The organism is Parabacteroides sp. KHUB-01, from assembly GCF_056640935.1.
Map to the genome: position 1 here is coordinate 2,627,401 of NZ_CM153256.1, position 20,463 is coordinate 2,647,863.

Here is a 20,463-nt window from a genome sequence, read left to right on the forward strand (position 1 = left end):
CGAGGCAACAGATACAAGTCAACTAATAAAATAATGAACTTAAAAACTCAAATTAATATGGAAAAGAAATTCAAATCTTTTGCAGCCCTTTTATTGGCTGCTTCTTTAACATTCACTTCTTGTGAAAAGAATGATGACCCAGTACCAGATTCTTCTGAAGTTGAGGCAAAAGACATTGATTACAATTCTGAAAACGCAGCATCGTGGGGAAACTATATGCAGAATGTTTCTTCATTGCTTAAGAAAGACGCTTCAAATCTTTATTCTTATTGGAGCACAAGCTATAAGGGCGGCGAAGCTTATGCTACAACTTTCAAGAATCATTCCGGAGGTGATTTCAGCAGCGCATTGAACTGTGTTGAGGAAATATTTGACAAATGTGCTGAAATTGCAAATGAGGTAGGCGCCGCAAAAATCGGTGACCCGATGAGTAAATATGAATCCGGAGATAAAGAAGGCGCTCTTTATGCTGTAGAGTCTTGGTATAGCTGGCATTCCCGTGATGACTATACTAATAATATATGGTCAATCCGTAATTCATATTATGGAAAGATTTCAGAAAATGACAATGATGATTCAAAAGATATCCAGGAAAATTCTCTTTATAACTTGTTGGAATCACTTAATCCAGAGCAGAACAAAAAGCTGGATGAAGCCATACATCAGGCAGCTGCTGCAATTCAGGCTATTCCTCAGCCATTCCGTAATAATATAAACTCATCTGAGGCAAAAGCCGCACAGGCTGCATGTTTGGAACTTGAAACTGTTTTGATAGAAACAAAAGCAATTGTCCGTTCTGCTTATGAAGGAAAAGCGGATGATCCGAAACTGGATGCAATTGTTGCCCAATATACTGATTATGTTGTACTCCCAACATACAAATGGTTGATGGAAGAGAATTCAAAACTTCATGACGCGGTTGAGACTTTCAGAACTTCTCCTAGCGATGCTAATTTTGAAGCTGCTGCTTCAGCATGGATTTCAGCCCGTGAACCATGGGAAAAGAGTGAAGGATTCTTGTTCGGACCGGTTGATGCTGAAGGTTTGGACCCGAATATGGATAGCTGGCCTTTGGATCAGGAAGGAATTGTGAATATTCTTAAGTCTGGAAACTTTGATGATATGAACTGGTCGGAAGGTGAAAGTGACGAAGCTATTGAAGCAGCACAGGCATTACGTGGTTTTCACACTCTTGAATTCCTTCTGTTTAAGGATGGTCAGCCTCGTAAAGTGAATAACTGAGGAAACATTAAAGTTTACAAGGTTTCAGAAACAAGTTGACAAGGAATATAATGTTGTTGTTCGTTTCTTCGTCAGCTTGTTTCCTGGAAATATCATTCTGTAAAACTTGATTTTAAAGAATATAGAAAGATTATGAGAATAAAAACAATGTTTTTTGTTCTTGCTTCATCTTTATCATTTGTCTCATGTGAGAAAATAGGTATGGATATTGATGATGTTGATGTTCCCGCAGGTTATGCTCTTTCTGCGGGAACTTCCACTATTTTCCTGAATTCCACCGTTGCTTATGATACTGAGGCGGATTGGGTTTCTGGAGCTTTTTCCAGTAGGTTTATAAACGGAGACGGCTTATATGATGATGTAAGAACAAGTTCCAACAACTCTTCAATAGGTGGATTGGGACCTGTATATGCAGGTTATTCTTGTGGTAGCTGTCATAGAAATGCAGGACGAACCAAACCTACGCTTTGGAGTGAAGGCGGTTCCGGAAGTTATGGCTTTTCGTCTATGTTGGTTTATATAACACGCAGAAACGGAGCTTTCTTCAAGAACTATGGTCGTGTTCTTCATGACCAGGCTATTTATGGAGTGAAACCTGAAGGAAAACTTAAGGTTAAATATACAAAACAAACATTCTCCTTTCCAGATGGGGAAACTTATGAATTATGCAAACCTGAGTATTCGATTTCGGAATGGTATGCAGATTCCATTGCACCCGAAGATTTGTTCTGTTCTGTGAGAATTCCTCTGCGCCATGTCGGTATGGGACAGATGATGGCTCTCGATCCGAAAGAAATAGAAGCTTTGGCTGCCAAAAGTAATTATCCGGAATATGGCATTAGTGGACGTTGTAATTATATAACAGAACGAGGCGTAACTCGTTTGGGGTTGTCGGGAAATAAAGCCCAGCATGCAGACTTGACTGTTGAACTTGGATTTTCCAGTGATATGGGTGTTACAAACAGCCGTTATCCGGAAGAAATATGTGAAGGACAGATGCAAATGGATCAGGGAAGTATGATGGGACTTGCATACGACAAATTGGATGTTTCAACCGAGGATATGGAAGATGTTGATTTATATCTTCATTCTTTGGGTGTTCCGGCACGAAGGAATGTCAATGACCCGAATGTGATCAAAGGAGAACAGAAATTCTATGAAGCTAAATGTCATCTGTGTCATGTTACTACTCTTCATACTCGCACGCGTGGAGCAACTTTGCTTAACGGAACAGAATTGCCATGGCTTGGCGGGCAAACAATACATCCTTATTCGGATTTCCTTCTTCATGATATGGGTTCGGAGATTATGGGCGTAGGACTGAATGACAATTATGTCAGCGGTTTGGCTCGTGGAAATGAGTGGAGAACTACTCCTTTATGGGGAATAGGATTACAGGAGAAAGTAAACGGACATACATATTTTTTGCATGATGGCAGAGCCAGAAATCTGATTGAGGCTATTATGTGGCATGGCGGCGAAGCCGAAGCTTCAAAAAACTTATTTAAAAATATGAGTAAGGAGGATAGGGATGCTCTGATTGATTTCATTAATTCTTTGTAATAAATATCTGATGACAAGTATGAAAAATATATTTTACTATATAGTAGTTTTACTTTTATTGCCTTTGTCATTGAAGGCACAATATGAAGAAGAAACAGAAAATGGAGTTGTTTCTCTTGCCGGAAAAGAAGGTTTTTCCATAGCTTCGAAGAAAGGAGATTTTGTTTTCAAGCCATATATGCTTGTTCAGGCTGGCGCACATTTCAACTATTATGATTCGGAAGGTTTGGATCCTGCGTACAATCAGGATAATGTTGCTAATTCTGGTTTCTCCATTCCATATGCAATTTTGGGATTTACAGGAAAAGCTTTCGATAAGGTGACATTCAATCTTTCTATAAATGCAGCCGGAAGCGGTGGCGGCATATTGCAGCAGGCGTGGTTTGATGTTAAGTTGAAGGAATCTTTTGCGATACGTGCCGGAAAGTTCAAGACACCATTCTCTCATGCTTATCTTACTACTCTAGGTGAAACACTGATGCCAACACTTCCGGTTTCGCTTACTGCATCTGTTATTTTGCCCTATTCATTGAATGCGGTAACACCCAATATCGCTACAGGATTTGATTTGGGTATTGAGATTCACGGACTTTTACAGGATAAATTCGGTTATGAATTGGGTTTGTTCAATGGTACAGGCAGCAGCGTAAATGTAGCATCAAAGACTTTCAGTGATGATTGGCATATTCCTTCACTTCTTTATGCCGGACGTGTGACTTATATGCCCAAAGGAATAATGCCTTCAAACCAAGGTGACCCGAACAGATTGAATGAAGATAAGATTCTTTTCGGATTGTCTTCGTCATTGAATGTCGAAAGTGAGAATGAAAGTACGAATGATTTCAGAGCCGGAGCTGAGTTTGCTATGTTGAAGAATCGCTTGTATATAGGCGCTGAACTATACTATATGAATGTAGGTTTTACAGAACGTCAGAAGATAGACGAGACATATAACTATCTTGGTGGATACGTTCAGGGTGGATATTTTATAACAAACCGTCTGCAGGCTGCTGCAAGATACGATTTCTTCAACAGAAACGGACTTGACACCAAAGGCTTCCTTAATATGCCGGCAATTGGCTTCAACTATTTCTTTACAGGATGTAATCTGAAGCTTCAGGCAATGTATCAGTTTATAGGTCGTACCGGACATGAAACTCAGCTCGACCGTGACAACGATGACCTTGGTCTTGCCATGCATTCTGGTACAATCCTTTTGCAGTATGTATTCTAAATCTGTATATATACATAATGTTTATGAGAAGTTATCAACCAACAATATTGTATCTCTCGTTTTTGATTCTTTCATTGTTCTCTTCCTGTGATGATGGAAAAATATATGACGATATAAAGACGGATTCGTCACAGACAGGTTCTGTTGTCCGTGTCAGTGCAAATATTAAAGGAGCAGACTCATGGCCTTCGTCATATAGCGTTGTTGTTGCCGGATTTGGAGAAGGAGAGTATGCAAACATTTCGAAGGGAGTAATAGTATCATCAGCCGGTGATATGAATATGGTAATGTCCGGAATTCCGACAGAGGTTAAAACAGTTGAGCTTTGTATCATAAATCAGCTGCGTAAAAAGATTGTGTCTTTTTATTCTTCGGAAATACAATACCAGAAAGATACAATCATTATTGATGCCGGGACAATTGATGCCGGAATGTTCTCATCTGTGCAAAGAGAAATATTTGACAAAACTTGTATCAATTGTCATGGAAAAAGTACGACTCCAGCCGGCGACCTTTTCCTTACTGAAGGAAAGAGCTATGATGCATTGGTAAATATTCCGGCTTCTTTGAGTGGCGAAGGAATGCCGTATGTAACACCGGGAAATGTGGACAGCAGTTTTCTTCATCTTACACTTAATACGGATATTTCAGCCAACTGGCATATGGACCATTTGGAAATGATTACTCAAAAGGATTTGTTGAATCTTTTGGATGACTGGATTGGGAACGGAGCTAAAAAGTAGTTGACAAGAAAACAAGCAGACAAGAAAACAAGCAGACAAGCCTGTATAAGATTTATTATCCTTGTCAACTTGTCTCTGAAGCCTCGTCAACTTTAAAACTAAATTATATAAATGCGAATATATCATGATATTCAAAAATAAATATTACAATGATTTGTCAGTGAATGTTCATATATCAGAATTTGCTTCTGAAACAGAACATGCGGAATTTCAGATTATGCTTTCAGTTAATGACTCTATGCTGACTTTTGAGGAACAGTATCGGAGGATTCTTGAAGTATATATCAGGGTTGTAAAAGAGGAATTGCCGGATAATTCTGTTGCAGTGTTCCGAAGATATTTTCTGAGTGATGCGGCAAACCAGTCTGATTTGGTAATGGATTGGGAATGTGAGAATGCTGATGCTGCTCTGTCAATTGTTCAGCAGCCGCCATTGAACGGAAGCAAAATCGCTATGTGGACTTATCTGCAGACTGGAGTTTCTGCCGAACGCCTTAAAAACGGAATGTTGAAAGTCTCCTTTGGTGATTATACTCATTATTGGACAGGAAGCAATTTCAATAAGGCAAGCAATTCGGAATATCAGACTCGCCTTCTGTTGAATGACTATATAATGCAGCTGACAGAACAAGGTTGTTCCTTATATAACAATTGCATCCGCACCTGGTTCTTTGTCCAGAACGTCGATGTAAATTATGCTGGAGTTGTGAAAGCGCGTAAAGAGGTTTTCGTAACACAGAATCTTACGGAAAAAACACATTATATAGCCAGCACTGGCATCGAAGGTCGCCATGCATTGCCAGAGGTAACAGTGCAGATGGATACATATGCCGTAAATGGCATTGAAGAATCACAAATAAAATATTTGTATGGCTCCACTCACTTGAACCCGACATATGAATATGGCGTAACATTCGAACGTGGAACAGTTGTTTCTTATCCTGACAGAAAACATATATTCATTTCCGGGACTGCAAGTATCGACAATAAAGGCGAAATATTGCATCCCGGAAATATCCGCAAGCAGACAGAAAGAATGTTGGAGAATGTTGAAGTTCTTATGAACGAGGCTGATTCCTCTCTTTCTGACATTGCTCAGGCAATAGTTTATCTTCGTGATACGGCGGATTACTCACTGGTAAAGAAGATATTTTCTGATAAAGGTTTTGAGTTCCCATATCTTATCGTGCATGCTCCGGTTTGTCGTCCCGGATGGCTTATTGAGATGGAATGTATTGGGATGAAGCATTGAATATTCATCTCAAAAAAACTTAAAAACTGGAAAACTTAAAAATCCGAGAACTCAAAACAGCTATCTTTACCAAAAACACATTAAACTTTTATCGTATGTACAAACAAGGAATATATAAAGAAACTGACAGAATGAGTGACCTGATTTGCGACAATTATCCAATGCTTTTGGTTATGAGTCGCTTCGGCATATCATTAGGTTTCGGAGAGAAAACTATTGGTGAAGTTTGCCGGCTGAACAATGTCGATACATTCACTTTCCTTTCAGTTGTCAACTTCCTTATTGAGGATTCGCCAATTGTTACTGAAGATGTGCTTCGTAAGCTGTCTTTGGAAACATTGATAAAATATCTGCATAATGCACATGATTATTTTTTGAATTTCCGTCTTCCTCATATACGCAGAAAACTGACTGATGCAATCAGTTCGTGTCCTGGTGACGTTGCTTTTGTGATAAGTAAGTATTTCGATGAATACGCAGAAGAAGTCAACAAACATATGAGTTATGAGGAACATACTGTTTTCACTTATGTATCTTCTCTTCTGAAAGGGGAAAAAGACGATAAATATAATATTGCGATTTTCCGCAAGCGTCACGACCAGATAGAGGCGAAGATTACGGAACTGAAATATATCCTAATACGTTATTATCCGGGAGAGTCTTCTCATATTCTTAATAGTGTTCTTTTTGACATATTTGCAACCGAAGAAGACTTGACGACCCATACGAGAGTAGAGGATTTTCTTTTTGTTCCGGCGATTATGATTTATGAGGAGTTAAGTAGTCAAGGAGTTAAGTAGTCAAGAAGACTATATACTAATATCCTTGTTAACTCGTCAACTCTTCCCTCATAAACCGTTAAACTTAAAAACTTTCAAACTCATGTTCATTTTATTATGACTCATAATCTTAAAATAGCGATTGCCGAGAATTCCACAATAGTGCGTGTAGGCTTGGAAAACATGCTGAAGCGCCTTCCTGGATTCCATATACAAATAGTCGATATATCCACTGACGATATGTTACTCGAGGCTATTCGCATGCATCATCCGGATATTCTTATTATTAATCCTCAATTGCCTGGTTTTGCTGGTGACTTGCAGAAACTGAAGGATGATTCCGGATGCCATTCCATGAAAGCAATAGCCTTACTTTTCTCAATTGTTCCCGATGCTGTGCTTCGTCTTTACGACGAACAGTTTTCACTCTTTTCTGATTCGGAAGAGATGAAACAGAAACTGGAGCGTATGCTGGCTTCCGAAGCTCCGGCAGATGAAACTGCTGAAGAAGATGAACAGCAGACATTGAGCGCGCGTGAAAAAGAAATTGTAGTTTGCGTTGTAAAGGGAATGACAAACCGCGAGATTGCCGACCGTCTTTTCCTGTCAACTCACACTGTAATTACGCATCGCCGCAATATTGCCCGTAAGCTACAGATTCACACACCTAGCGGTCTTACAATTTATGCAATAGTAAACAAACTTGTCGAGCTTAAAGATATTCAGTGAAAGAAGAATATAAGTTGACAAGGCTTCAGAGACAAGTTGACAAGGTCAGAACACATCTTATATCTATAATCTTGTCAACTTGTCCCCTTGTCAACTTATAAAATCCTACGTATTATAATTTCCTTTAAATCCTTTATTGTCACTGTAGGAACAAAACCTTTTGGCTCTTCACCTTTAGGATTAAACCAAATCTGGTCTATCTTTGAATTATAAGCACCGACAATGTCAGCATCCCAACTGTCACCTAGCATTACGGATTCATTCCGTTTGGAATTTGTATTTATCAGTGCATAGTCAAAAATACCTTTATGCGGCTTTTGAATTTCTGCATCTTCCGACAATATTATACGTTCGAAATATTTCAGAATTCCTGAATTTTCCATTTTCAGAGACTGAACTTCTCTGAATCCATTGGAAAGGATGAATAATCTGTATCGTGGATAAAGATATTCAAGCAAATCAATAGCACCGTCGATAAGTTTCGTCTTTTTTGTAGTACGCATCAGGAAATCATTGTTCAGACTGAGCACATCTTCTTTCTTTTCAATTCCGATTGGTGCGGTTACATATCGGAATCTTTCTATTATAAGAGTTTGTCTGTCAATTATTCCTTCACGATATTTTGCCCATAAGTCAAGGTTATGTGGCATATAAATATCATAGAATGCCTCAAAGGAGGCATAATGCCGTTTCATATCATAATCGGCATATATCTCTTTGAGGCATTCTTTATTGTTATGTGCTGTGTCCCACAGCGTATCATCAAGGTCTATGAATATGTTCTTGTACATTAAATGTTTAGTTTTTGAGTACATATACAAGTTGACAAGGCTTCAAATACAAGGATTCTTTCTTGTCAACTCGTCAACTTGTCCCCTTGCTACCTGTTTATCCTACTTCGATTACCAGATACTTGCCAAGACTCCAGAACTTATCTGCATCAATAATGTGCAATGTGATATTCTTTTCCTCATCTTTCACAAACTCATAACTTCCTTCCGGATGATTTGAATGAAGCTTAGCTTTTGGTGAGAACAAAGGAATTTCTTTCACTTCGCGAATATCGATAGAGATAAAATAATCCTTGTTGAAATCAGCAGGCAATACTTTAGTCTTACCGAACAAACCATTCTTATTGATAATATTCTGTGCTTTCAGTTCTTTTGAAGTACCGAAGCAATAATATGCAGTGTGAATAGCCTTGTCCTGTTCGTTTAATTTTTCAGCCTGAACTGCGTTTGTAGTTGATAGGTTTTCAACATCTTCGTTCAGCTCGCTCACCATTCCGTCAAGTTCCTGTATTTGTACATTCTTCTTAGCAAGTTCGTCTCTTAAAGAAGTAATTTCAGCTGTTTTAGTTTCCAGTTCCTTGTTCAATCGGGCAAGAGTCTTTTTAAGGGCGGCACTTTGTATTCCGCTCTTCTTCATCTGTTCTTCAAGTTTTGCAATCTGCTCTTTGTTTTTCTTCAGAGTTTCAGAGATAAGTTTCATATTGTCTCTGATTTTTTCTCTTCTTGTCGGTGTCATTTCACCGCCTTCCTGCTGCTGAATTGTCAGATAGTTTTCTGCATCTCTTATATTTTGGAAATCAGCTTCGATTTCATCCAAAGTTGATAACATTTCGTTCAGTTCATCATTTGCCTTGGCATTTTCTACCATTAGCGAATCGTTCTGAGCTTTCAGTCTTTTTGCTTCGTCAGACTGGTAATTACATGAAGTTGTAATTAATGCTGCACATGCGCAGACCATAAAAATAATCTTCTTCATTTTCTTTTTCTTTTTGTAGTTAAACATTATCATCATCCACCTCTTTCCCGGATTTCTTTTCTTTATTTTTTCCGGCAAGGACAATAACTATTTCACCCCTAGGTTCACATTCCGTAAAATGAGCAATCACTTCTTCCAGTGAACCTCTGACAGTTTCCTCGTGTAGTTTTGAAATCTCCCGCGAAACAGAAACCTGTCTGTCCGCACCGAAAATTTCGGCAAACTGAGTCAGAGTCTTTACTAATCTGAACGGAGATTCGTAGAAAATTATTGTACGATATTCTTCCGCCAATTCCTTCAGTCTTGTTTGTCTGCCCTTTTTCTGTGGAAGGAAACCTTCGAAACAGAATTTTTCATTTGGCAGACCAGAAGCGACCAATGCCGGCACAAAAGCTGTTGCTCCGGGCAGACATTCCACATCCACTCCTTGTTTCACGCATTCTCTCACAAGCATAAATCCAGGGTCGGAAATAGCCGGAGTTCCGGCATCCGAAACAAGAGCAATATTTTCGCCTCCTTTTATTCGCATTGCAATTTGCTCAACAGTCTTATGCTCATTGAATTTATGATGCGACTGCATTTTATTCTGAATCTCAAAATGCTTAAGCAATATTCCTGTTGTTCTTGTATCTTCTGCAAGAATCAGGTCTGCTTCCTTAAGCACTTTGATAGCTCTGAAAGTCATATCCTCCAGATTACCCACCGGAGTAGGAACAACTGTTAATTTAGCCATTAGACAAATCTCCTTTCCAAAAGTTTAACGAAATCAGCAACTGTTTCGTCTTCCATATTCCAATGCAACTCCGAGATTATATAGTTCAACGAGTCTTCATAACTCTGTTTGTTGTTGAGGCAATCGATGGCTTCATTCATCTTTTCATCACTGTTTCCGAACAGTTCACGGCGGAAACGGAATCTGTCATTCAGACTGAATGCTTTGCGGAAATCCGAAAGTTGTCTTTTTTCTATTATGTCATTCAGCGACAATGGCTGACTTCTTTCTTCTATTACAGTAGGAATAACAGGAGCTGCAGTTTCATGAACTTCAGGTACAACTGTCTCCTCAGCTTTCTCTTCTTCTTTAACAACAGGAGTGTCAATAGTTTCTTCTACTATTTCAGTAGCTTTTTCTTCTACCTCAACTTTTTCATCCGGACAAGTTTCGGCAGCGACAACAACCTCTTCCGTTTTCTCAGTTGTTTCAACAGATTCCTGTTTTTCAGGTTCAGATTCAACAACTTCAACTTCATTCTCCTGAATTGTTTCCACCTTTGGAACAGGAGCTGCAATATGTTCTTTATACATCTCGGCAGAAGTCTGATATTTCTCAAAGAGAGCTGTCAGACGCATCAGTTCCTCCTGTTGTTCAGCCATGCGGACACTCATCATTCTTATTTTCTCAGCCTCCAGCTGTTTGATATGTTCAAGAATACTGAATGTTATGTTTCCGCATTCCGAAAGTGTGCGGATAGATAAATCATCATCAAGCTTGATTGTCTTTACCAGCTTCTCAAGCTCTGATATTTCAGCAAGCAATTTCTCTATTTTCTCTTCCTTTATCATTTGCTAACTTGATATTTTCTGCAATTATAGAAAATATATTTAATTTTCGCAAGTTGCTAAACTGTAAAGTATACAGGTGTATCGGTGTTTAAAATGTTAATATGGACTACCTTATTTATATTGTTTCAATCTGTAACTTTTTAAAGTTACCCGTTTGAGTTTAGCAAAGCCCACAGCTGAAATACATAGACCCTATTAAAAAACGATACAACATCTCTTTTAATCAGTTTTATTACAGATTATTTTGCATATACTCTCAATTCCGATACTTTTGCATTTCCTTATCCGAAAATTATGCAAACAGTAAAACAATATTTCAGGAAAGCTCTCTCGGTCAGATATGATTCTGAAGAAGCACGTGCCATAACAAATCTGGTTCTCGAAAAGAAACTGGATATGCAGCCATATCAGTTGTTGATGAACGAACGTGAGATTCTTCCTGACAACCAACGTGCAGAACTTTTCTCCATTGCCGACCGCCTTTCGTCCGGCGAACCTGTTCAATACATCCTTGGCGAGGCTGAATTTTGCGGAGCCACTTTCCGTGTAACTCCGGACGTCCTTATTCCACGACCAGAAACGGCTGAGCTTGTGGACTGGATTGTATCTGAATATAACTCTGCACAGTCTTTTCGCATAATGGATATAGGAACCGGAAGCGGTTGCATTGCTATAAGCATAGCGCGAATGCTTCCCAATTCAGAAGTTTCGGCAGTCGATGTTTCCGCAGCAGCACTTTCCGTCGCTTCTTCCAATGCTGATATTAATAATGTAAAGATTGATTTCATCCTTGCCGATATATTGAATCCTGATTCACAATTGCCATCGTCGTTAGATTGCATCGTAAGCAATCCTCCATATATTATGGAAAAGGAAAAGGCAGAAATGGAAGAACATGTTCTGGAGCACGAGCCACATCTCGCTTTGTTTGTAAGCGATAGTGACCCGTTGCTGTTTTATCGTACCATTGCCCATCGTGCAACTAAATTGCTCAAACCCGGAGGCTCTCTTTTCTTTGAGATTAATGCGCAATTCGGTCGTGAAACCGTCGATATGCTTTCTTCACTTGGTTTCCGCAATATAGAGCTCCGAAAAGATTTCTTTGGCAAGGACAGGATGGTGAGGGCTAATCTGTAAAATTCCCTTTTCTGTACACCGGATGACGAGTGTCGGAAATATTTACAATCTTTCCGCTAGCCTTTAGCCTTTTAAGATGTCTCACCGCCGTAGAACGGGTGAGACCACACAGCATTTGGAAATCTCTCCTTGTCATAGTCTCATGCTTGTTGAAATAATTTGTCAACATTGCATCAATTTCCTCATTGCTCCTTTTGCAAGAATGTACATTTACATTGACGTGAGTCAACGGAGTGTTTTTCAATGCTTTTTTTAATGAAGCAGCAGGACGGAAAACAACAGACTTGAACTTGACTGACTTCGCATTCACTTTCTTTTGGGAAATATCCGGAGGGCAATCCAGTGTCATTTGCAGTGTCCCTAGTCCTTCAAGGTTTACATTGAATCCGTAGTAGAGATTTCTGGCTGTTAACTTCACAAGCATTTCAAGCACACCTTTTACATCGGCAGTTGACAGGCTGCTGTATTGTTGGATTTCTTCAGCCATACGTTCTATACCTATTGTCCCTTGAGGCACAATCCTTGCATGATAGGTTTCTTCTTCAGTTGAATACTGGTTCTTTGGATTTTTGTAAAATTCGTAAATTGCTGACATGGTTTATTTTAAGTTTATTAGTTTATTAGTTTATTAGTTTATTAGTTGACAAGTTGACAAGTTAACAAGGGTATTAGCATATAATCTCCTTGACTTCTTAATTCCTCAACTCTCCAACTTCTTCCTTCTCTCTTGTTAAAATCAATAGCACAATTCAACATAATAGTTGCATTCAATTTATCGATTCACCTAGGTGGTTCAATCAATCCACCTAGGTGAGCCAATCAATTCACCTAGGTGAGCTGATTAACCCACCTAGGTGAGCCGATATTTTCTTTACCACTAATATAATATATTATTGAGGCAATGTCAAGATGTTTTTGTGATAAAATGGATTTTTTGTTATTAAGATATTTTTAATATATAAAATGTAGAGGGGATAATATATATTAAGATAGAAAATAGCTTTGATATTATTCGTTTATTATATAAATATTCACGAAACTAATTGGTTTTCTTTTTAGTTTTCTTTGTTGTGGCTAAAAAAAACGGACGTTTTTTTTTACCATCATCAATTCCTTCTTATGGGGCAAATATAAAAAACTTTTTATAATCTAAGTGTCTAATTCTGAAATTTTTCATAAATAATTGTTTGTTGCGCTTTATATTCTTCAAATGGTAAAAAAAAACGTCCCTTTTTTTTTACCACTAGTGCGTGTATTTGTTGATTTGAGAAAACCTCCCTAATAAAGATTGCGGATGTATTTCCGCTTATAATGAAAGAATTGATATTGGTAAAAATAATTTTTATTTCATAGTTAAAGTTTTGGTTAATAGTCAAGTGGCAGGCAGTCTGTGAAGATTCCCTGCCTCTAAGGTTTAGTCGGCTTTATATCAGAAATTAATATTAAGTATGATATAAAGACAAATAAATCAGAATTTTCGAATAATAAAAGCCAAGGCTTTTGAAAAAATTATCCTAATTAAAGAATGACATTTTTTCATAGTTAAGGTTTTATAGGAGTAGGCAGCCGTGATGGCACCCTGCTCTTCATTTTAGTGCTAATTATATTAATATGAATCAGTGAAAACTGATTCTGTTAAGGGATAAACATTATATATTATGATAAGAAGACTAATAATATCTTTGGTTATTTTATGCTCATTGTCTTCTGTAGCTTTTTCTCAGAATGATTTGCAGAAGGACAGAGGAGCTGTGTTGGGTGTTAAAACTAATGCTTTGTATTGGGCAACAGTAACTCCTAATATCGGTTTGGAACTTCGTCTGGCAAGACATTGGAGCTTGAACGTCGAAGCCGGTCTTAATCCTTTCTCCGGAAAGAATGATGACGGAAGTTATGGAAAATCTATCAAGCACTTCAGGCTGCATCCTGAGGCTCGCTATTGGTTCTGCGAAACGTTCTATGGACATTTCCTGGGTTTGCACATACCTTATTTTATCTACAACATTTCTGATATAAAATTGCTGGGCACTGAAGGTGAGCGCCATCAGGGCTGGGCTACGGGTGCCGGTATAAGCTATGGATACAGTTGGGTGTTAGGCAAACATTGGAACATTGAGGCTACACTTGGCGTCGGTTATCTGTATCTCGAATCTGAAAAATATCCTTGCACTAATTGTGGCAGAAAGGATGGTACAGTAAAGAAGCATTATGTTGGACCAACACAGGCAGCTGTGAGTGCGGTTTATATGTTTTGAGGAGTTTAGGAGTTTAGGAGTCAAGGAGTCAAGAAGTCAAGAAGTCAAGGAGTTAAGTAGATTATATATTAATAACCTTGTCAACTCGTCAACTTGTCAACTCGTCAACTCTTCTGTTAACTCTCCCCCTCGTTATTTAGTCCCCTAATAAAGTTAAAACTAAAATTTTAAATAATGAAACTATTCAATACATTATTATATATGCTGGGTTGTTCAGCCATGGCGTTCGCCCAGGATAGTGCCGATACAGACATTCTGGTGAAAGAAAAGAATGCTGAGAAATTAGGCTCTGACCTTGTTATCTCAATGAAGGTAGATATTTCCAACCTTAAAATATCAGGTGGACAGTCTCTTGTGTGCACTCCATTGGTGGAGAGCGGCGACAGTGTGCGTGCTTTGCCTCCTATGATCATCAACGGCAGGAGCCGTCATATACTTTATCAGAGATTGGACCGCGATGCTTCCGCTACGGGCGAGGTTGCTGTGCGCCGTCGCAACAACACCGAGCAAACAATAGATTATATGGTCCGCACTCCTTATGCCGACTGGATGGAGAAGGCTGATGTGTCAATGGTGATGGACGATTGCGGTTGCGGATGGAAAGAATTGTCAGAGAACAAAAACAATCTTTTCACAATGGATTTTTCTGTGCCGGTTGTTATTGACCCTGTTCTTGCTTATATCGTTCCGGACCAGGAAGCAATCAAAGCCCGTCATCTGGATGGAAGCGCATTCCTTGACTTCCCTGTAAACAAGACTGAGATATATCCGGAATATCGTAAGAATCCTCAAGAACTTAACAGAATACGTGAGACAATAGAGGCTGTGCGTGGTGACAAATATGCGTCAATTACCGGCATATCAATCAAAGGTTATGCTTCTCCGGAAGGAACATATAAGAACAACGCATATCTTGCCGAACATCGTGCGAAATCTCTTGCGGACTATGTTAAAAAGACATATGGTTTGAGTGATGTAAGTTTCTCTATTGACTTTGAGCCGGAAGATTGGGCAGGTCTGGAAAAGGCTGTTGAGAACGGCAACTTGCAGGATAAGGACGAAATCCTTGCCATTATCCGTGCGGACGAGCCGGAAGATTGGGATGCCCGCGAATGGAAACTGAAGGCTTTGAACGGTGGCGCATCATATAAAGTGCTTCTTCAGGAAGTTTATCCTGCGTTGCGCCACTCCGATTATCGTGTGGACTATACTATCCGCAGCTTCACTGTGGAAGAGGCTAAGGAAATCATCTATACCGACCCGTCCAAACTCAGCCTGAGCGAAATGTTTGCCGTTGCCCAGCAGTATGACGAAGACAGCGAGCAGTTTGGCGAAGTGTTCGAGATTGCCGTTCGTATGTATCCTAACGACCCAGTTTCAAATCTTAATGCTGCCGTAAATGCCGTGAATACCCGCCAGCTCGACAAGGCTAAGCGTTATCTTGCCAAAGCTGCCGACTGTCCTCAGAAACAGCTTGTCCGTGCGGCTATTCTTATGCTGGAGGGAAAAATGGATGAGGCTAAGAATATTCTTGATAGCATTAAGGATAAGAGTGAGGTGAAATCTCAGGTTGAGGTGAATTTGGAGATGGTTGGGGCATCGAAATAGGAGGATTAAACACAGAGGCGTAAAGACACAGAGGTAATTTGTTGAGAATAAATAGAATTAAAATCTCTGTGTACTCCGTGTCTTCTGTTCCAACGGATTTGCAATCCGTTGGTTGGTTTAGGTGGATTTGCAATCCTAATAATGGAATCGGGATTGGAAATTACGGGAAGTTATTCTGTGTGTTGAATCTCTTGTAAGCTAAAAGATAATTATTAACAATTAAATATTATAATTATGAAACTGAAATGGAAATTATTGCCGTTGGCGTTTGCTGCGACAGCTTTCGTAAGTTGTACGAAGGATGTTTTGGATGAGAATCAAAGTGGAAATGGTAATGGGATTGATGGACCGACTACCTATATGAAGGTGACAATCAGTTCGACTCCAACAACAAAGGCTACTGGAGGTGAAGAAGGAGATAATCCTCCTGGGGAAATTGGTGATGTAAGCGAATATAAGGTGAACGATGTGACAGTGATCCTGTATAAGAATGAAGCAGACGGGGATGATGACGTAACCTCCTTTAAGAAAGAGAGTAAGCTGGTGGCTGCGGGTTATAAAGATGGCATAGCTCAGATGGAAACCAGTAGTGAAATATGGCACAGCCGCACGACTGCAACGGTAACTATTACTGTGACCGATCCAGAACAGGCGAATTCTTTTGATGGGAAGACTTACGGTATTATTGCTGTGACCAACCTTGGTGGAAAAGAAGTATTGTGTGACCGTATCAACGAGGATGATATTAATGAAGGATCAGAGTTGGCGAACTTTCTTCAAAAAGAAGCTTGGAACTCCACTAATGGTTTCGTAATGTCTACTCATAATGATACATATAATAGTGATGGTAGTTCAGTCTCAATCTTTGATAAGGTAACCTTAAAAGCGGGTACGAATGCTACGAACGCTCCGACCGCTTCGGTTCATGTTGAGCGTTTGGCCGCCAAGATACGCATTAATGAGGCTAATGATATCAACGACTTTATTTATACAGTTAACAACGGAAAAGATACAGAAGCCAAGGTCCGTCTGGATCAGGTGGCTATCGTCAACAAGCTGACCAGCGGTACTTATTTGCTGAAGCGGGTGACTCCACAGTTGACCAATGGTTATACGGATCTGCCGGCAGAGGCAACTAATGATCTGTTATTGGGCAATGAGTTAGCTGGCAATGAAGGAATTGCCCTGAACTACGTGATTGACCCATGGACAAGAGCTAAAGAGACAATCATACCAACTTCGGGCAACTTGAATGAGAGAGACGCATTGGTAGGCGCAAACTTGACTTTGTATTCAACAGATGCTACATTGAGCTATGACAACGATTTTGTCGGTGATAATTATGCTGATATGTGGAGCGGTTTTAGTGGAGTAGTGAATTTGTCTTCAAACAATGATGCTACATTCCCCTTGCATCTGGCATACACGCAGGAGAACACTACCTCTTTAAAGATGCAAAAGAACGGCTATTCTACCGGGGCACTCTTTAAGGCAACTTACTTCCCTAAGAAGTGGGCAGTTACTAAAACAACTGTTTCCGGTACGGCAATCGGAAAAGTTGAGGCTGAAGAAATTGACTATAATGGCGAAACGGACGGAACGGGTTATGACGGTATAAGTAGTAGTTCTACAGTTCCGGCTGATTTCAAGTTCTATGTTTACGAAGGAAACATTTACAAGGACTATGAGGCTATCTTTAATGAGTTTGTGTGGACACAGCAGGAGCCGTTGAATCAGAATACGGATAATATTCCGATTTACAGCTATAGCGATTTCACAAAAAATAATATAATAGGCACCAAGGTTGCTGATTTCTTCAAACATCTGCTGGCTGGATTCTCTGATCCGTTTGGATATATAGATTTCTTGAAAGAGACATATGATACAAATAAAGATGGAAAATATGATAACAGTGATGATGATTTTAGTGAAGATAAGCTATTTGATGCGAATGACGCTATTGACGGTAACGATTTCTTGACTGATGAAAGAAAGGGTAAAATCAATGCGGTAGTTCTGCCTTATGATGGAGGTGTATGCTACTATCCGTATTGGATCCGTCATGCCAGCAACAACATCTCAACAAAGATGTCTGTCATGGAATTCGCTATCGTGCGTAACAACATTTATGACATGACTGTAACGGGTATCAGTGGCCTGGGTCTTTCCGGAGCGGAAAAACCGGAACCAGATAAGGATGACGAGGAGGATGAGTACTATTTCAATGTCGAGATTTACGTCAAGAACTGGGTAGTTCGTTCTAACGATGATATCATCCTTTAATCCCAATTTAATATGTGGATTTTAAATCCACCCAAACTACCCAATGGATTGCAAATCCATTGGGACGGTTTCAGGCAATAGCCTAACAATAACCGAAAAGTAGAATACTTTCGATTATATCGGGGATACATAAATCCCTACCCTTGTCTCCTTGGCCGGAGGCAAGGGAACACGTGCCGGGCAGTCGGCGAAAAGATCTTTGAAGTATTGGAAGAGAAAGGAAAAAACGAGATGATAAGATTGTAAATCCATTGGAGAGGAAAACTTCGTAATTGCTTTGCTGTTCCGGAAATTATGTTATCTTTGTGGGTATAATCAAAACGAAAAGAGGTATGCCACAAATTAGTTATTTCTATGGAATAATCATTTGGATGAATTATTCGGATCACGCTCCGGCTCATTTTCACGCTTGGTATGGTGAATACAAAGTTATTGTAACAATCAAAGATGGTGTGGTGAAAGGGGAAATGCCGGGACGTGCACTCAAAATGATTCTTGAATGGGCAGAACTGCATCGCAATGAGCTGATTGACAATTGGAACAGAGCATGCAACGGTGATTCTTTGGAAAAAATAGAACCTTTAAAATAAAAGATACGGATATGTTTACGGAAGTTATAAAAGCCGAATATGTGGATGGATATCGCATACGGTTATGGTTCAACAACCATGTGACAAAAGTTGTGGACTTGCAGTCTTCCCTGAAAGGCAAAGTGTTCGAGCCGTTGAAGGATATAGATTTTTTCAAGCGGTTTACCATAAAGTTCAATACTATCGAATGGGAAAACGGGGCGGATTTTGCTCCTGAATATTTATTTTCTTTGCCGGAAGCTTGAACGGTTTCCTCCGTTGGGACGGGAACGTGCAATAGCCCAAGAATAACCGAAAAGTAGAATGCTTTTCCGTTCCATCGGATTTGCAATCCGATGGTTCACCCCTCGGGATTTGTAATCCCGAATTAATAAGTGGATTTCAAATCCACGCAAACTACCCAACGGATTGCAAATCCGTTGGGACGGGAAATTCAGGGTTTATATTTTATTTATTCTCAATATATTACCTCTGTGACTTTGTGCCTCTGTGTTTGATTTAGTTTTGACCCTTTGTATCTGAAACCTTGTCAACTTGTTTTCTCCTTTCAATTTTTCCTTCCAATACAACAACAGGATGAAAACAAATAAAACAAAACGATATGACAAGGAATTGGTTAAGTTATTTTTCTATGTCGGCTCTTGCCCTGGGATTGTGGGCTTGCGACTATATTCACGACGACTCGTTGAAACCTTGTGAATACCGCCTGCATTTCGTGTATGATTATAACATTAAATTTGCAGACGCTTTCCAGAAAGAGGTTTCACAAGTCTCTTTGTTCCTATGCGACGACAAAGGAAATTTCATTACGAAGAGACAAATCGAAGGCGACGAACTAAAGGCTAATAATGTGGTTCTGGATGTTGAGCCGGGTACCTATTATGCGGTTACTTGGGCCGGACTGAGCGACGCATCGTATGAATTGCCTCAACTTACTCCCGGAGAATCAACCATTGAGGATATCAAAGTGAGAACTTTGAGAAACAGTGACGCTACACAGCCAAACGAGCTTACACCGCTGTGGCACAGCCTGGACACTCTGGTTGTTACCGGGAAATCGCAGGAAGAAAAAGAAATTTCATTGGCGAAGAACACCAACCGTCTCCGCTTTATCCTTCAGGACACAGAAGGTTATAGCATGAACGTGAAGGATTTCACTTTTGAGATTACTGCGGACAATGGTTATATGGATTATGACAATTCATTGATTGATGATCCGGTAATAACTTATAAACCTTACTTCATTGACAATGTAAATATAGCATCCGAAGACCCTGACGTTGCAATAGGAGACACGCTGAAACAGTATGTTGCCGTTGCCGAAATGAACACAATGCGACTGATGAATGGCGAGAATTATCGCCTTATTGTACGGCATAAAGATTGGAAGGAGGATGTCCTCAATATTAATCTTCCTTCATATCTTTTGCTTACTAAGATGGAAGGTCATAATATCAGCGCGCAGGAATATTTGGACCGTCAGGACGAGTATTCCATCATTTTCTTCTTGACTCCTATTCTGTGTCCGGACTGTCCGGAAGAACCTGATGAACCGGATGAGCCAGATGAACCTGATGAGCCAGACGGACCAGAAGATCCTGACGGACCGGAACCTCCGCATCCTGTTGTAGGCTATGCTTGCTATAAGATTCAGGTTAAGGACTGGGTGATCAGACTTAATAATGGGGAATTATAAAAGTTATGGAGGAATATATATT

Annotated in this window: 19 protein-coding genes; 14 read left to right on the forward strand and 5 right to left on the reverse strand. The window is 39.6% G+C overall.

The features are described from left to right. Positions 1-57: 57 nt before the first annotated feature. The 7 genes from ACYIAR_RS11230 to ACYIAR_RS11260 all read left to right on the forward strand — a co-directional run bounded on the left by ACYIAR_RS11230 (position 58) and on the right by ACYIAR_RS11260 (position 7,542). Positions 58-1,242, forward strand: coding sequence for an imelysin family protein (locus ACYIAR_RS11230; RefSeq protein WP_480329650.1), 1,185 nt, complete (start codon positions 58-60; stop codon positions 1,240-1,242). A 147-nt stretch (positions 1,243-1,389) separates the two neighbouring features. Continuing rightward, positions 1,390-2,805, forward strand: coding sequence for a di-heme oxidoredictase family protein (locus ACYIAR_RS11235; protein ID WP_480333635.1), 1,416 nt, complete (start codon positions 1,390-1,392; stop codon positions 2,803-2,805). Positions 2,806-2,824: 19 nt separating this feature from the next. After that, entirely contained in the window at positions 2,825-4,039 is a 1,215-nt protein-coding gene (locus tag ACYIAR_RS11240; protein WP_480329651.1) for a porin, read from the forward strand. Between the two features lie 23 nt (positions 4,040-4,062). Then, a complete protein-coding gene (locus ACYIAR_RS11245; protein WP_480329652.1) occupies positions 4,063-4,782 on the forward strand; it encodes a hypothetical protein in 720 nt (239 codons plus the stop codon). Between the two features lie 124 nt (positions 4,783-4,906). Beyond that, positions 4,907-6,034, forward strand: a complete 1,128-nt coding sequence (locus tag ACYIAR_RS11250; RefSeq protein WP_480329653.1) for a Rid family hydrolase — start codon at positions 4,907-4,909, stop codon at positions 6,032-6,034. 95 nt (positions 6,035-6,129) lie between these two features. Continuing rightward, positions 6,130-6,834 carry a hemerythrin domain-containing protein gene (locus ACYIAR_RS11255; RefSeq protein ID WP_480329654.1) on the forward strand — a complete coding sequence of 235 codons (705 nt, stop codon included), beginning with the start codon at positions 6,130-6,132 and terminating at the stop codon, positions 6,832-6,834. 96 nt (positions 6,835-6,930) lie between these two features. Beyond that, positions 6,931-7,542, forward strand: coding sequence for a response regulator transcription factor (locus tag ACYIAR_RS11260; protein ID WP_480329655.1), 612 nt, complete (start codon positions 6,931-6,933; stop codon positions 7,540-7,542). Positions 7,543-7,637: 95 nt separating this feature from the next. On the opposite strand, the gene ACYIAR_RS11265 is transcribed toward ACYIAR_RS11260, so the two are convergent. From ACYIAR_RS11265 to ACYIAR_RS11280, 4 genes are all read right to left on the reverse strand, one after another. Next, positions 7,638-8,333: a YjjG family noncanonical pyrimidine nucleotidase gene (locus tag ACYIAR_RS11265; RefSeq protein WP_480329656.1), complete on the reverse strand. Its 696-nt coding sequence runs from the start codon at positions 8,331-8,333 to the stop codon at positions 7,638-7,640. A gap of 97 nt (positions 8,334-8,430) precedes the next feature. Next, complete coding sequence (locus ACYIAR_RS11270) at positions 8,431-9,309, reverse strand: Cbp1 family collagen-binding glycoprotein adhesin (RefSeq protein ID WP_480329657.1); 879 nt, start codon at positions 9,307-9,309, stop codon at positions 8,431-8,433. Between the two features lie 19 nt (positions 9,310-9,328). Next, on the reverse strand, positions 9,329-10,042 hold the full coding sequence (gene rsmI, locus ACYIAR_RS11275; RefSeq protein WP_480329658.1) for a 16S rRNA (cytidine(1402)-2'-O)-methyltransferase: 714 nt from the start codon (positions 10,040-10,042) through the stop codon (positions 9,329-9,331). Beyond that, on the reverse strand, positions 10,042-10,872 hold the full coding sequence (locus ACYIAR_RS11280; protein ID WP_480329659.1) for a hypothetical protein: 831 nt from the start codon (positions 10,870-10,872) through the stop codon (positions 10,042-10,044). Before ACYIAR_RS11280 ends, rsmI begins: the two co-directional genes overlap by 1 nt. 294 nt (positions 10,873-11,166) lie before the next feature. On the opposite strand from ACYIAR_RS11280, the gene prmC reads away from it, so the two are divergent. Further along, positions 11,167-12,009 carry a peptide chain release factor N(5)-glutamine methyltransferase gene (prmC, locus tag ACYIAR_RS11285; protein ID WP_480329660.1) on the forward strand — a complete coding sequence of 281 codons (843 nt, stop codon included), beginning with the start codon at positions 11,167-11,169 and terminating at the stop codon, positions 12,007-12,009. Here prmC and ACYIAR_RS11290 read toward each other — a convergent pair. Continuing rightward, positions 11,999-12,604: an HU family DNA-binding protein gene (locus tag ACYIAR_RS11290; RefSeq protein WP_480329661.1), complete on the reverse strand. Its 606-nt coding sequence runs from the start codon at positions 12,602-12,604 to the stop codon at positions 11,999-12,001. The genes prmC and ACYIAR_RS11290 overlap by 11 nt on opposite strands. 1,063 nt (positions 12,605-13,667) lie before the next feature. Here ACYIAR_RS11290 and ACYIAR_RS11295 point away from each other — a divergent pair. The 6 genes from ACYIAR_RS11295 (at position 13,668) to ACYIAR_RS11320 (ending at position 20,441) form a co-directional block, all read left to right on the forward strand. Then, entirely contained in the window at positions 13,668-14,264 is a 597-nt protein-coding gene (locus ACYIAR_RS11295; RefSeq protein WP_480329662.1) for a DUF3575 domain-containing protein, read from the forward strand. Between the two features lie 174 nt (positions 14,265-14,438). Continuing rightward, positions 14,439-15,872, forward strand: a complete 1,434-nt coding sequence (locus ACYIAR_RS11300) for a DUF3868 domain-containing protein (protein WP_480329663.1) — start codon at positions 14,439-14,441, stop codon at positions 15,870-15,872. A gap of 234 nt (positions 15,873-16,106) precedes the next feature. Next, positions 16,107-18,155, forward strand: a complete 2,049-nt coding sequence (locus tag ACYIAR_RS11305) for a fimbria major subunit (RefSeq protein ID WP_480329664.1) — start codon at positions 16,107-16,109, stop codon at positions 18,153-18,155. A 332-nt stretch (positions 18,156-18,487) separates the two neighbouring features. Then, the gene (locus ACYIAR_RS11310; protein ID WP_480329665.1) at positions 18,488-18,745 is read left to right on the forward strand and encodes a DUF4160 domain-containing protein; all 258 of its coding nucleotides are present in this window, start codon (positions 18,488-18,490) and stop codon (positions 18,743-18,745) included. An 11-nt stretch (positions 18,746-18,756) separates the two neighbouring features. After that, complete coding sequence (locus tag ACYIAR_RS11315; protein ID WP_480329666.1) at positions 18,757-18,990, forward strand: DUF2442 domain-containing protein; 234 nt, start codon at positions 18,757-18,759, stop codon at positions 18,988-18,990. A 356-nt stretch (positions 18,991-19,346) separates the two neighbouring features. Next, the gene (locus ACYIAR_RS11320; RefSeq protein ID WP_480329667.1) at positions 19,347-20,441 is read left to right on the forward strand and encodes a FimB/Mfa2 family fimbrial subunit; all 1,095 of its coding nucleotides are present in this window, start codon (positions 19,347-19,349) and stop codon (positions 20,439-20,441) included. The last annotated feature ends 22 nt before the right edge of the window (positions 20,442-20,463 follow it).